Origin of the sequence: Pedobacter segetis, assembly GCF_016623585.1 — a bacterium.
GTDB lineage: Bacteria > Bacteroidota > Bacteroidia > Sphingobacteriales > Sphingobacteriaceae > Pseudopedobacter > Pseudopedobacter segetis.
The window spans coordinates 102,091-114,670 of record NZ_JAEHFY010000014.1 but is presented as its reverse complement, the minus strand read 5'-3'; the positions used below and the strand labels follow the sequence as shown (position 1 = coordinate 114,670).

14 protein-coding genes and 1 tRNA gene are annotated in these 12,580 nt (G+C 34.4%); 7 read left to right on the top strand and 8 right to left on the bottom strand.

The annotated features are described in order from the left end of the window. The first annotated feature begins 1 nt into the window (after window position 1). The 7 genes from I5M32_RS11235 (at window position 2) to I5M32_RS11205 (ending at window position 4,543) form a co-directional block, all read left to right on the top strand. On the top strand, window positions 2-232 hold the full coding sequence (locus I5M32_RS11235) for a hypothetical protein (protein ID WP_200586329.1): 231 nt from the start codon (window positions 2-4) through the stop codon (window positions 230-232). 3 nt (window positions 233-235) lie between these two features. After that, window positions 236-1,810 carry a GDSL-type esterase/lipase family protein gene (locus I5M32_RS11230; RefSeq protein WP_200586328.1) on the top strand — a complete coding sequence of 525 codons (1,575 nt, stop codon included), beginning with the start codon at window positions 236-238 and terminating at the stop codon, window positions 1,808-1,810. An 81-nt stretch (window positions 1,811-1,891) separates the two neighbouring features. Then, window positions 1,892-2,167, top strand: a complete 276-nt coding sequence (locus tag I5M32_RS11225; RefSeq protein WP_200586327.1) for a hypothetical protein — start codon at window positions 1,892-1,894, stop codon at window positions 2,165-2,167. Continuing rightward, entirely contained in the window at window positions 2,164-2,976 is an 813-nt protein-coding gene (locus I5M32_RS11220) for a hypothetical protein (RefSeq protein ID WP_200586326.1), read from the top strand. The genes I5M32_RS11225 and I5M32_RS11220 overlap by 4 nt, the downstream gene beginning before the upstream one ends. A gap of 47 nt (window positions 2,977-3,023) precedes the next feature. After that, window positions 3,024-3,161: a hypothetical protein gene (locus I5M32_RS11215; protein ID WP_200586325.1), complete on the top strand. Its 138-nt coding sequence runs from the start codon at window positions 3,024-3,026 to the stop codon at window positions 3,159-3,161. A 151-nt stretch (window positions 3,162-3,312) separates the two neighbouring features. Continuing rightward, window positions 3,313-3,951 carry a hypothetical protein gene (locus tag I5M32_RS11210; RefSeq protein ID WP_200586324.1) on the top strand — a complete coding sequence of 213 codons (639 nt, stop codon included), beginning with the start codon at window positions 3,313-3,315 and terminating at the stop codon, window positions 3,949-3,951. 103 nt (window positions 3,952-4,054) lie between these two features. After that, complete coding sequence (locus I5M32_RS11205; protein WP_200586323.1) at window positions 4,055-4,543, top strand: hypothetical protein; 489 nt, start codon at window positions 4,055-4,057, stop codon at window positions 4,541-4,543. 162 nt (window positions 4,544-4,705) lie between these two features. Here the strand turns inward: I5M32_RS11205 and I5M32_RS11200 are convergent, their stop codons facing one another. From I5M32_RS11200 to I5M32_RS11165, 8 genes are all read right to left on the bottom strand, one after another. After that, complete coding sequence (locus I5M32_RS11200; protein WP_200586322.1) at window positions 4,706-5,890, bottom strand: tyrosine-type recombinase/integrase; 1,185 nt, start codon at window positions 5,888-5,890, stop codon at window positions 4,706-4,708. 105 nt (window positions 5,891-5,995) lie between these two features. Further along, window positions 5,996-6,075: transfer RNA gene (locus I5M32_RS11195), tRNA-Leu, on the bottom strand. Between the two features lie 21 nt (window positions 6,076-6,096). After that, window positions 6,097-6,630, bottom strand: a complete 534-nt coding sequence (locus I5M32_RS11190; RefSeq protein WP_200586321.1) for an iron-sulfur cluster co-chaperone HscB C-terminal domain-containing protein — start codon at window positions 6,628-6,630, stop codon at window positions 6,097-6,099. A gap of 69 nt (window positions 6,631-6,699) precedes the next feature. Further along, complete coding sequence (gene rseP, locus I5M32_RS11185; RefSeq protein WP_200586320.1) at window positions 6,700-8,025, bottom strand: RIP metalloprotease RseP; 1,326 nt, start codon at window positions 8,023-8,025, stop codon at window positions 6,700-6,702. A 24-nt stretch (window positions 8,026-8,049) separates the two neighbouring features. After that, window positions 8,050-9,213, bottom strand: a complete 1,164-nt coding sequence (locus I5M32_RS11180; protein WP_234461939.1) for a 1-deoxy-D-xylulose-5-phosphate reductoisomerase — start codon at window positions 9,211-9,213, stop codon at window positions 8,050-8,052. Between the two features lie 43 nt (window positions 9,214-9,256). After that, on the bottom strand, window positions 9,257-10,762 hold the full coding sequence (locus tag I5M32_RS11175; protein WP_200586319.1) for a GH3 auxin-responsive promoter family protein: 1,506 nt from the start codon (window positions 10,760-10,762) through the stop codon (window positions 9,257-9,259). Between the two features lie 4 nt (window positions 10,763-10,766). After that, complete coding sequence (locus I5M32_RS11170; protein ID WP_200586318.1) at window positions 10,767-11,516, bottom strand: hypothetical protein; 750 nt, start codon at window positions 11,514-11,516, stop codon at window positions 10,767-10,769. Between the two features lie 45 nt (window positions 11,517-11,561). Further along, a complete protein-coding gene (locus I5M32_RS11165) occupies window positions 11,562-12,533 on the bottom strand; it encodes a glycosyltransferase (protein ID WP_200586317.1) in 972 nt (323 codons plus the stop codon). Between the last annotated feature and the right edge of the window lie 47 nt (window positions 12,534-12,580).

Here is a 12,580-nt window from a genome sequence, read left to right as displayed (position 1 = left end):
TATGGCTTTAGACATTAAAAAAATTAGTGAAAGAACCGTAGAAGCCCGGGACGAAAACGGGAATATATTTCTTTACACACACGTTTCTACAAAAAACGGTTTACCAATTACAAACGCAGATATTGACGGCGTAAATTACATCAAGTTTGATTATTTTTTTTATAAGCGAAATGATATTATAGAAGCCGTTTTGCCTGATCCTACATTTTCTGATAACACTTTTGATATTTAAGCCATGAAAAGAGTAAATGACACCCTTTACGATATAATAGACAGCCACACAGGCGAAAACTTTAATTACTCCAAAGTAACCACTTACGCAGACGGTAGCCCAATGAATGACGCTAAATGTGATGGTGTGATTTACCGAAAATTAGGTAATGAGTATTTTAAAAAAAATATAGGTAGTTTAAATGCAGTCAAATCGAATGCAGGTGGTCTTATAAAATCCGACGATAAACCTTCGGTTTTTAAAGATGCTTGTTCTATAAAACGCACAGAATCAGGATTCCCTTACAATGGTTTGGTTTTAACTTTCAGACAGCCTGACGGAGTTTTGTTGCAATTTAACTCACCATTTAACAAGCAAACGACAGGTTTAGCTTATAGGATTGCTAACGGAAATTCTGATGATCCGGATACTGTTTTTTCTGAATGGATATATCTGCACGATGATTTTTTAAATACGGAGTCATATAAAAGAATAAATACAATTATCGCTTTTGGGGATTCCATTACGTACGGTTACGGTTTAGCTACCCCCGAAAAAGATTCATGGCCGGCGCAATTAGCGCAGCAGCTTCAATTAGGTTTATTTAATAAAGCCGTTTCCGGCAGCGGATGCATGGTTGCTTTTAAGCAATTTAAAAATACTTTTATTTACCCACCTTATGATAACCTTACGTTTTTACAAATAGGATTTAATGACGTTAGATATTCTGGAAGTGCTCCGTTAACGTTATATAACTCTGAATTAATTGTCAATAAACTAATGGGCTGTATTAGCTCTATGCTTGCTTGGTCGTTTTTAAAATACGGAATGGATGCAGCTAATTCAAGTGGGAATGATTATTCAGGGTTAATATCAAGGTCGATAACAGGAACTTGGCAGCCGTTTAATCCGACCGATTACACAGAACTATCATTTTCTGCAAAGATGCCAGACGCGGTTAGAAACGGTTTTCCAAATGGACAGCCTATCTATTCAAACTCTCCGACTTCTGAAATTTATTTTAATATTACACCTTATGAAGAAGTAGCGGTGCTCAACTATTTCTTAACTAATAGCCCGGAAAAGGAAGGGAATTTTAGTGTTTTTGTCAATAATGTTTTGTACAAAACTATAGATACATATGTAACTGATGCTATTAAAGCGGATAATGATCCTGACTTGAATTATAGTATCGTTCCGTGTTCTTTGTTAATAAAACTTCCTAAACAAACAGGTAATGAAATAAAAATAGTTCTGAATTCCGGTTCTATTAGATTAGATTATTTTGGAGTTTTAAAATCTTCTTTAGAAACAAATATGCCTTTTTTTGTAGGTTCAATTCCATATATGCCCGATTTTTTTTATATAAGCGACCAAACGAATAAGCTAATACAAAATTACGCATCATTAAGAATTTTAAATCTATGTCAAGAATTTAAAGATTTAAACCTACCTGTATTTTTCGTCAATGTAAATAATTCGTACGACGCAAATGATTCTTCTCAAGTTTTAGGAGACAATATCCACCCAACCGCAAAAGGAGCTAGAAACATAAAGAAACTCTACGAGGAATATGTTAAGAAGTATTTCAAAACATAAAGTAGTATATATGCTAAAACTCTTAATCTCAATATCCGCCGGAACATTTGGCTTTGTGGCCAAAACAGAAATTTATAATTAATGCCCCAATCCACACGCCCAACATACGCCCAAATCCTTAAAGAACCACGTACTTATTTAATGTACGTGGCTATCACGTTGTGTGTAACGGTTACGGTTTATACTTTAAAATACGCACAAAAAGTTGCGGATAAAGCCCAGCAGTCAGAAAAGGACTGCCAAACAGAAAAAACCGCTTTAATAAATACTTTACTTATCAAAAACCACATTATAGATGCCATTAAACAAACCGCTCCGTTAGCAGATAGCGCCGGGGTTAAATCAGCAAAAAAATGAAAACTTTAAAATTTATCCCCTACATCGCAATTCCGCTACTCCTTTTTTTTACAGGCAAAAACTTGTTAAAAATTAGGGAGCAAAACCAAATTATTACGGGTTTACAATCAGAAAAATACGCCAACCAAAAAGCGGTTTTAAAAGAAGCAACCATCATTAATAAAAAAATTAATAAAGAGGGCATCCAAACCGTAACCATTAAAGCACTTTCAAATATTTTACCCGTTGCTGAAGTTTTAAAAAACGCCACCTTTGACAGCATCGCAAAAGCAAACAACATCAAACCAAAACAGGTAATTGGTTATAGCTCGGTAAACTTTGTATCTAAAGCAGATTTTCTGCAAGTAAAAAAAGAACGTGATAGCCTTAAAAGACAGGTTTTAACCTATAAAAACAAGTGGATTTCTATTGTTTATACCCCAAAAAAAGATACCGCAGATACTAGCGGAGGTTTTTTTAATTATAAATACACCGGAGAGCTTAACGGTTTGCAGTATTGGGAGCGTTACAAAATTTTAGGTTTAAAATTGGGGCGTAAATCCGCCTATATAAACACTGCTTTAATTGACAGTAACGCAACTATTAACAGCATAAGAACTTTTGATATACCTTACCAAAAACGCAAATTTTCGGTATCGGTACAGTTAAGGTCTATTTACAATTACAACCAACAAAAATTTCTTTTTGGGCCTGGGCTTAGTTTCGATTTTAAAGAGAATTTAAACCTTTTGGCTTACTCCTATTATAACCCGGCGTTTTCCCGTTGGGAATATGTTTTCGGGATCAATAAAAATTTAATCACTTTTTAATTATGCCTACAACAGAAAAAAAATCACTTAACTAAATATATAAATCAATGGCAACAACAAAATCAAATTTAAAAGCAGACTTAAAAAGTTTGGGACTTCGCTTACCGCATGGATACGATGTGGTAAAAAGAACGAAAAAAAAGAGAGTAGTTAAAAAAAGAAAACCTATTAAGCGCAAGAAATAGGCTTTAAAACAGATTTAAAAGCTTTTTTATAATATGTATCTTAAATGTTACATATTTTTTTTAAACATATCTTTGTGAATTGTTTTTTATTGCGATATTTGGATTAGCAAAACAAAACACAACATTATTAATTAACTTAAAAAAGCAAATCATGAAAACTCATTTTAACAAATTTCAATCAATTAAAGAAAAATTCTGCATCGTTAATTATAACCAAGACAACTACTCAATAGGTGGTGGTTTAGATGATTCTAAATTCGCTTCTCGAAGACATGAAGATGCTAAAGATGATTGCGGCAAATTAACATTAGGAGAGGCAACACAATTGTTTAAAAAAGCATCTGGCCTAGAGGTTGATCGTGTTAAAGAGATTATAGAATTTCAATTCTCTAACTTAGAATGGCATCATGCTGGTAAGTTGCCAAAACAATATGGCGGTGGCATGAAGAAAACATATTTTATCAATGCCTCTCAAATGTGCGAATTGGCTGAAAATTGGGCTAAAATAGTTGAGGCTTTTGAAGCTTCAAAAATTGCCGAGCAAAAGGTAAACGATGAAAAAAAATCATTAGCAGAAAGAAAGAAACAATTTTTAAAAGAGAATGCTACTTGGGTAAGTAGAGTTTCAGTATCAGGTAAGCCTCTATTTTTTCACGAAGAATTTTCAGAAATGAACGGTAAATTTGGTTGGTTTGAATCAAATCCTTACAGATATAAATTACCGATTTATTATAGTGGATGGGCTTTTGAAAGTGAAGAAAAAAGACAGGAATATTTTAAAATAGGTTAAAATCAAAAAGCCCGAAATTAATCGGGCTTTTTTTAGCAAAACAGCAATATTATTACTGTAAAATTGTAAACAAATCACAATTATAAAGCAAATATAAAAAATTATGGCAAACAGAAAATTTTGGACACCGCAAAAAATAGCAATCCTAAAAAAAAAATATCCTTTAGGAAATTTAAAAGATTTAGCTTTAGAGCTAGATTGCACAATTACCGCTTTAAAAAAACAAGCATCAAATCACAAAATATCTAAATCTATTGTAAAAAAAACAGATTGGACTGATTTAGAAATTGAATATTTAAAAAACAATTTCGGTAAAACCTCAAATAAAGAATTATCCGATTATTATAAAAAAAACAATCAAGCCATTAGAACAATGGCGCAAAAATTAGGTTTAAAAAAACAAAAGTGGGCGTGGAAAATTGGAGAAGAAAAATATGTTGCTTTAAATTATGGAAAACTACCTATTGAAGAAATGATTACTCATTTATCTAAAACAAAATGGGCAATTATTAATAAATATAGAGAGTTGAATGGGCTTAGAAAATCGGGAGATAAAACTATAATTTCAGATTTTACAACAACCCTAAAATAGTTTTTCACTTTGTGGCAACCCCTTGTTTTGTGGCAACATTGTGGCAACACAAAACAGGGTTTAAATATATTTAGAAGCTGATTTTTTACGATTTGCCACAAAACAACAATGCCACAAAGTTTTTTTAATTATTTTTTTACTATAAAAGTGCTTACGATTTTGCTAAATAGAGTTGAAATTTTGCATTAGTTTCTCTTTTCTTTTTTCGCTCATTTTAACGTAAATCATGGTAGTTTCTAATTTGGTGTGCGCTAACAAATCTTTAAGGCTGGCAACATCCCCACCAAGCTCAATAAACAAAGTTGCAAAAGTATCACGGGAAACATGGAATGTTAAATTCTTTTTAATCCCTGCTATTTCGGCAATCTCTTTTAAAGTCCGGTTTACTTCCTGATCTGATATTTTTTTAAATACAAAACCCCAGCTTTCGTTTCCAAGTAACTCCAAAGCAAAGTCGGGTAAAGCAATTTTTACAGCTTTACCAAATTTTTTCCCTTTGATGGTTTCTACTGTTAAAATTCCATCGCTGATATTTTCGTATTTTAAATTTGCGTTGTCCGAAATTCGTAAACCGGTAAAACAGCTAAATAAAAATTTACGTAAAACCTCCTGTTGCATTTCTCCGAGATTTTGCGCTAAATATATTTTTTTAAGTTCTTTAAGCTCCGTAATTTCTAACGATAGCCTATTTGCTGGCTGATATGCTTTTATTTTAAACTTTTCGTACGGATTATCGAAATTTAACCCCTCGCTTTGTGCCGCTTTTAAAAAGGTGTTAATTCCAACGTGTACCGATTGTATAGAATTATGTTTATTTAAGCCGGATTTCTTTTTAAGCCATAAATCAAACTGATCTATCAAGCGTGGCGAAAGTTCTGCAAATAAAACATCCGTTTTAACGAATGCTTCAAAATGGCTCAATCTATTTTTTTTGTTTTTATAGGTTTGATCCTTAATTACTCCTGATATTCTTAAATCTTCCAAATAAGCTTTCGCCCAGCCTATAAAGCAATCCCGACTAGCATAATTTAAAAAATCCCGTTTAAACTGATGGTGTGTTACTTTTTGGTTCGATAACCTGTATTGCCTTAGTAGTTCGTTTGCCTTTCCTTTTTCGGTGTTTATGATAAGGTTTAAATCTCTTATCTCGGCATCGTTTACACCGTTGTAGCGGTATTGCTCCGCCTTTGCATCAAATAAATTTTCTTGAAAATAAATCTCCAGCGGAATTTTCGAGGTTTTGCGCTCGATGGTAACCCCGAGGTAAAGCCCTGCCAATTTATCTTTTTTTTGATAGCTATAAGGCCGTACGTGATAAGTGATTTTTTGTATTCCGGTTGATTTCATTGGGAAACATTAGGTTAAAAAAACAATATCAAAAGCATTTAAGAAACATTTAGAAAACAGAAAACCGCCCTTAGAAGCACTAAGGACGGTTTTTTAAAAAAAATGTACCCAGCGCCGGAATCGAACCGGCACAGTTTCCTATCGGTGTTTGAGACCGACGCGTCTACCAGTTCCGCCAGCTGGGCATTTTGCTGCAAACATTTGTTTTACAAGCGGGCTGCAAATTTATTGATTGATTCCCGTATTCGCAACAAATATTTCTTCCTGTACCAAATATCTTTGATCTCTTTTAATATTTGGTTCCGTTTTTCTCCTTTATGCTGCTCAAAATCAGTAGTTAAAACCGATAATTCTTGGTTTAAATTATTTTCAAAATCATCAACAGTTTCTTTTACTTTGATCAAATTCTCTGTGTTTGAGTCGAATTCCAACTCCATTATGGCTTCGTTAACATCCATCATCTCCATTAAAAAACTTTGCGGAAGCTGATACTTCTCCCCTTCCTCTAAAACCCCCTCTTGCTCTAAAATATAGGCAAGTAGTTGATCATGATTAGAAAGTGTCTGAAATGCTTCGTTATTGAGCGTAGAGAGGTTTAAAATTTCCTCCTGCTTCTCCTTAGTTTCATTAATGTAAAAATCTGGGTGATAGGTTTTACTCAGCTCATAAAACTTCTTCTTTACCAAAGCCTTATCAGGGTTAAAAGTTAAAGGTATATCGTAAAATTTGAAATAATCCATTTGAGAGGTTTTTGGTTTGAGGTAAAAGGAATTGCGAGTCCTTAAACCTTTTACCTAACAGCTTTTACCTTATTTAGTGAACACTTTAAAAATATCGTTCCCTAATACAAATACCATTAAAGTAGCAAGGATCACAAAACCCACCATTTGGGCTCTTTCCATAAATTTATCGCTCAATGGTTTTCCTTTTATCATCTCGATAATTAGGAAAACGGCATGCCCACCATCCAATGCGGGGATAGGCAGTAAATTCATTAAAGCAAGTGCCATTGAAAGCAAACCTGTAATGCTCCAAAATTTAATCCAATCCCATGTACCTCCGTATAGTTTTCGGGCTATCTCTACCGGGCCAGAAAAAGCTTTGGTTGCCTTAACCTCTCCCCTAACAACCTTGCCCAAACCCTTAGCGTTATCGGTTAAAGAGCTCCAAGCTTTTGAAGCACCTTCTGGTAAGGCGGTTAAAAAAGTAAAATCCTTAGTTTTGGTTTTTAAATATTCTGTATCGAAATAAAAGCCCAAAGTGCCTTCAGAAGATGTCTTTATAGGTGTTGTTAAGCTATCATTTCCGCGTACATAGGTAATTTGTAAAGTTTTATTTTTGTTTTTATTTAAGATATCCCTCAATTCGTCACTAAAGATGGCACTTTCGCCGTTTGCGGTAATAATGATATCACCCTTTTTTAAACCCGCCTTTTCTGCTGCGCTCCCAGGGCTAATTTCCCCGATTTTGGACTTTAACCTTGGGGCAACAAATTCATCGATACCATAATCTGAAACTGCATTTAAAATATTTGCAGGGATGGCAATATCTTGTGTTTTACCGTCTCTTAAAACGGTTAATCTAGAGTTACCCAACAACACATCAGAACTGCGTATCTCATCAAAACGCAATACTTTTTTACCGTTTATCTCTGTGATCTTATCTCCTGGCTTTAAGCCAATCTGCTGCCCTACTATCCCGGGGGCAATCCCGTACTGCAATTCTTGGTTGGGCAAATAGGTTTCGCCGTATTTAAAGGTTAGCATCCAAAAAATAAAAATCCCTAATATCACGTTTACGGTAACACCACCCAACATCACTATTAAACGTTGCCAGGCGGGCTTGGCCCTAAATTCCCAAGGTTGTACGGGGGCCTCTAATGCTTCGGTATCCATAGATTCATCTATCATCCCCGCAATTTTAACATAACCGCCTAACGGCAACCAGCCTATGCCATATTCGCAATCTTTATATTTTATGCTAAAAAGCTTAAAGCCCCAGGCATCAAAAAACAGATAAAACTTTTCTACTTTAATTCCAAATGCCCTTGCCGTTAAGAAATGACCTAGTTCATGCAGCACAATTAAAATTGAAAGCCCTAGAATAAGCTGGGCAACCATCACTAATACATCCATTTATATGTTTTTTTATTTTTTTTGTTAAATATTTGTTACTAATTCTTTCGCAAAAATGCGGGTTTGTTTATCAGATTCAAAATAATCTTCTAAAGATGGGTTCTTAATAAAATCTAGCTTTGCCATACAGGTTTCTATTACTTCGCTCATTTGCAAAAAACCGATTTGCTCTTTCAAAAATTCTGCCACCACCACTTCATTTGCCGCATTGACAATACATGGCATATTTCCGGCTTTTTTTAGGGCTTCAAAAGCCAAAGCAAGATTTCTGAATGTCTTAGTGTCAGCCTGTTCAAAAGTTAATGATGGATAATCTAAAAAATCGAATCTTTTAAAATCATTTTTTAATCTGTTTGGATAGGCTAAAGCGTACTGTATGGGCAATTTCATATCTGGCAAACCCATTTGTGCCTTCATAGAACCATCTTGAAACTGAACGATGGAATGTACGATAGATTGTGGGTGTACGATGACATCTATTTGTTCGACATCTAGATTGAAAAGCCATTTCGCCTCTATCACTTCTAAACCCTTGTTCATCAAAGATGCAGAATCTATGGTGATCTTTGCGCCCATTACCCAATTAGGATGTTTAAGCGCTTGATGTTTTGTGACCTCGGAAAGGAACTCGATATTTTTGCCTCTAAACGGCCCGCCAGAAGCGGTAAGATATATTTTTTCTATTGCGTCTAACTCGCCGATAAGGCATTGGAAAATAGCCGAATGCTCTGAATCTACCGGTAAAATACTGATATTGTGTTGTTTTGCTAAATTGGTAATTAACTCACCGGCAACAACCAATGTTTCTTTGTTTGCCAAAGCGATATGTTTGCCTGCCTTAATGGCAGCGATTGTAGGTTTTAAACCTGCAAAACCAACCAAAGCAGTTAATACAATTTCTAGTTCTGGTAATAAAACCACTTCGCAAAGTGCCTCTGCGCCAGCTTTAACCTCTATAGTAGTGTTTTCTAACGCTTTTTTTAATTCTTGATATTTACGCTCATCTCCAATTACAACTACGCTTGGATTAAATATCAAAGCTTGTTGTACAAGTAATTCTACGTTTGATTGTGCCGTTAAAACCTTGGCGCAAAATAACGTGGGATTGGCGGCTATAACTTCTAAGGCTTGTGTTCCGATGCTTCCTGTTGATCCCAGGATGGCAATGTTTTTTATATGTTGAGGCAAATCTTTAATTTAAGTTAAATTATAAAGTCTAAAGTTGAAAGACTTATATTATTGTAATATATGGTTCTAGTTTATCTGCTAGGTTTCTATCATTAGCTAAGCGAGGGACTTTATTTTGCCCACCCAATTTACCTTCTTTTCTCATTATGCTGATAAATGACGCAGGCCTTAATGGCTTAATGATTAAAGGCTGCAATACTTTGCCGTTTATCAAATCTTTGTAATATATATTTTTTTGCTGTAAAACCGCATCTACTTTTAAAGCAAATTGTTGTAGATCTTTCGGCGTTTCTACAAACTCTACAAACCATTCATGAAATGGCAATTCCCCTTTCGGGGGATTTACTTGTGGGGCAACGGTAAATTCGGTAATCTCTAATTTTTCTTGTTTCGCTACCGACAACAAAGCTAATTCAACCTCTTCTCCAATTACATGCTCACCAAATGCTGATATATAATGCTTTATGCGGCCAGTTACCAATAATTTATAAGGATTTTTTGAAACAAACTTAATGGTGTCTCCTAAAGAATATGCCCACAACCCAGCGGAAGTACTTAAAATAATTGCATAATTTTTATTGAGTTCAATTTCTCCTAAACTTAACCTAGTTGGCTTTTCATTAAAGAATTCATCTGTGGGTATAAACTCATAAAAAATACCGGCATCGGCCAAAAGCAATAATGATTTATCTTTTTGGCTATCTTGGAACGCTATAAAACCCTCCGAAGCAGGATAGGTTTCTATGCTATCAACCTTAAAACCTAAACTTTCTTCTAACCTTGACCGGTAAGGTTCATAATTAACGCCACCATAAACAAAAAGCTTAAAATTTGGGAAAACATCTTTAATTTTTGATTTACCGGTTTTAATTAAAAGCTTATCAAAATACATTTGGCACCAAGGTGGGATCCCCGAAATCAGGCGCATATCTTCGTTTACCGTTTCTTCTACAATGGCATCCACTTTGTTTTCCCAATCTTCTATGCAATTAACCCCATAACTTGGCAACCTGTTTTTTTGAAGATACTTAGGTACATGGTTGGCCACTATGCCCGATAACCTACCGAATTGAATACCAGCTTTTTTATCCATTCTAGGGCTTCCTTGCAAAAATATGATTTTGCCATTTACAAAATCTGTCTTGCCAGTTTCATAAATGTAAGATAAAAGCGCATTTCTAGCTGCCTTTATATGCTGAGGCATTGATTCTTTTGAGATAGGGATGTATTTTACGCCAGAGGTAGTACCAGATGTTTTAGCGAAATATTGAGGTTTACCTGGCCATAAAACATTTTTTTCTCCCTCAATAACCCGCTCTATGTAAGGCTTTAAATCTTCATAGTCGTAAATTGGTACATTTTTCTTAAAATCTTGATAAGATAGAATGGAAGAAAACCGATGATCTTTACCAAATGAAGTGTTTTTTGCTTGTTTGATAAGTTGGGTAAGTGTTTTTTGTTGATAGGCTACCGCATTAAACTTCCACCTATCCATTTTTTTGACGGTATAAGCTGCAAATAATTTACTTAAAAACGCCTTTAATCCCATGTTACTATCCTACTTTTTGCTCTTCGGGATGTTCATTGATGTAATCATTTACTAAACGCCTATAGGTTACCACCAATATCACATTTGTAAAAGGATAGGTAACTATGATCCCTATCCCTAATGCCAAAAAGCCTAATGCTATAAAAGCAACAACCAAAGCCAAAACCACCATTATTTTTATCAAATTATCTTGTGATAATGCCCTACTTTGTCTTAAAGACTCAAAACCAGTAGAGTCATCATCTACGATAAAACAAGGAAAAAACATAAAGCGCATGGCCGCTAGTAACAATAGTATAAAAGCAAAAACAGCTAAAGATTCTAAGTATATAGGTTTGCCCTTTAATGTCTCTACAAAATCTGCAAAAGATCCAACTTTTAAAAGTTGGGTATAAACCAAGGTAAAAGTGGCCACAATTACTCCAATTAATAAGGTAATACTTACAAAGCTGAAAATATTTTTCCACGATGGAATAACCGCTTTTACAGAAAAATCCTCTTCCTCCTCATCTATCAATCTAAAAATAAGTTTATAGAAACCTAGGTTGGCCATGCTGTTTACGATCAAAAAAGAAAAAAACCCTATGGTACTTAAAATTACATTTTCTGATGCAACCATGCCCATATAAATAAGCTGTACCAAGGCAATGGTAATAAACGCTACCAAAGAATAGCCAATTATGATTAAAAAATTCTTTTTGGTTAGGTCCCAAGAGGTTTCTAAAATATCCAATACAGAAAAAGATTGTTCCATGTTTATCATCCGAAAGCTAAGAGCAAAATGCCCAAGAGCTAAATTTTATTTGTTTTTTAAAATTAATTTCATCCAAAAATCTTGCATAAAGCCAAAACCATAAGCCGTTAATTGTATGATGGCTGCAAAGATGCTTAAAAATGCAACTTTAAAAGATTTATTTTTAAACCAAGCATCAATAAATATAGATAATAAATAAATCAACAAAAATATGTTACAAAACGCAGCGATTTCCAAATTTAATAGATTTGCCGCCAAAGTAAATATTATGCCCAGGGTAAATATTGCTGGGAAAAAATGAACCGCCTTTAATGTATTAGGGAAAAAAGTGGTGATATTTATCCTTGCTCTTCCAAAGAAATGTAGCTGTTTCCAAAATTGTTTAAAGCTTGTACGCCTTTTGTGAAATACTTTTGCACTTGGTATCAAACCAATTTTAAACCCTGCTTGCTGGATACGAATAGAATACTCAATATCTTCGCCTAATCTGGTAATAATAAATCCTCCAACTTTTTCCCAAACGTTTCGGGAAACCCCCATATTAAAACTGCGGGGATGAAACTGGCCACCTGCATTCTTAGACCTCCCTCTTATACCGCCTGTTGTAAAAACCGAAGTCATGGCGTAACTGATTGCTTTTTGTATAGGTGTAAAAGAAGGGTGTGCTTCATCAGGGCCTCCAAAAGCGTCTAAATAATTATTGTAAAGATAATTTTTGACGTTTTCTAGATAATCTGAAGGAATTAAACAATCAGAATCAAAAATGATGAAATAATCGCCTTTGGCTTTTTCAAAACCATAGTTACGGGCAAAGCCTTGTCCTTCGTTTTTCTTTAAATGATAATGGATGTCTAAATTGTTTTGAAATGATCTTACGATTTCTTCAGCATCTTCTGTAGAACCGTCCTCAATAACCAAAACCTCAAAAGCTGTATAATTTTGCTTTATTAAAGTTTGCAAAAGTTCTTTTATCTCTTGCGGGCGATTGTATAAAGGAATGATAATGGAGAAGAACATTTTTTATTGAAGATTTGCTAATCTGAAAATCAGAATAAAGAAAATTA

Excerpts from the sequence above, each read along its gene's own strand:
- I5M32_RS11205 (WP_200586323.1), top strand. The coding sequence starts at position 4,055 with ATGGCAAACAGAAAATTTTGGACACCGCAAAAAATAGCAATCCTAAAA.
- I5M32_RS11170 (WP_200586318.1), bottom strand. The coding sequence starts at position 11,516 with ATGGAACAATCTTTTTCTGTATTGGATATTTTAGAAACCTCTTGGGAC.
- I5M32_RS11175 (WP_200586319.1), bottom strand. The coding sequence starts at position 10,762 with ATGGGATTAAAGGCGTTTTTAAGTAAATTATTTGCAGCTTATACCGTC.
- rseP (WP_200586320.1), bottom strand. The coding sequence starts at position 8,025 with ATGGATGTATTAGTGATGGTTGCCCAGCTTATTCTAGGGCTTTCAATT.
- I5M32_RS11190 (WP_200586321.1), bottom strand. The coding sequence starts at position 6,630 with ATGGATTATTTCAAATTTTACGATATACCTTTAACTTTTAACCCTGAT.
- I5M32_RS11235 (WP_200586329.1), top strand. The coding sequence starts at position 2 with ATGGCTTTAGACATTAAAAAAATTAGTGAAAGAACCGTAGAAGCCCGG.
- I5M32_RS11230 (WP_200586328.1), top strand. The coding sequence starts at position 236 with ATGAAAAGAGTAAATGACACCCTTTACGATATAATAGACAGCCACACA.
- I5M32_RS11165 (WP_200586317.1), bottom strand. The coding sequence starts at position 12,533 with ATGTTCTTCTCCATTATCATTCCTTTATACAATCGCCCGCAAGAGATA.
- I5M32_RS11215 (WP_200586325.1), top strand. The coding sequence starts at position 3,024 with ATGGCAACAACAAAATCAAATTTAAAAGCAGACTTAAAAAGTTTGGGA.
- I5M32_RS11225 (WP_200586327.1), top strand. The coding sequence starts at position 1,892 with ATGCCCCAATCCACACGCCCAACATACGCCCAAATCCTTAAAGAACCA.
- I5M32_RS11210 (WP_200586324.1), top strand. The coding sequence starts at position 3,313 with ATGAAAACTCATTTTAACAAATTTCAATCAATTAAAGAAAAATTCTGC.
- I5M32_RS11220 (WP_200586326.1), top strand. The coding sequence starts at position 2,164 with ATGAAAACTTTAAAATTTATCCCCTACATCGCAATTCCGCTACTCCTT.
- I5M32_RS11200 (WP_200586322.1), bottom strand. The coding sequence starts at position 5,890 with ATGAAATCAACCGGAATACAAAAAATCACTTATCACGTACGGCCTTAT.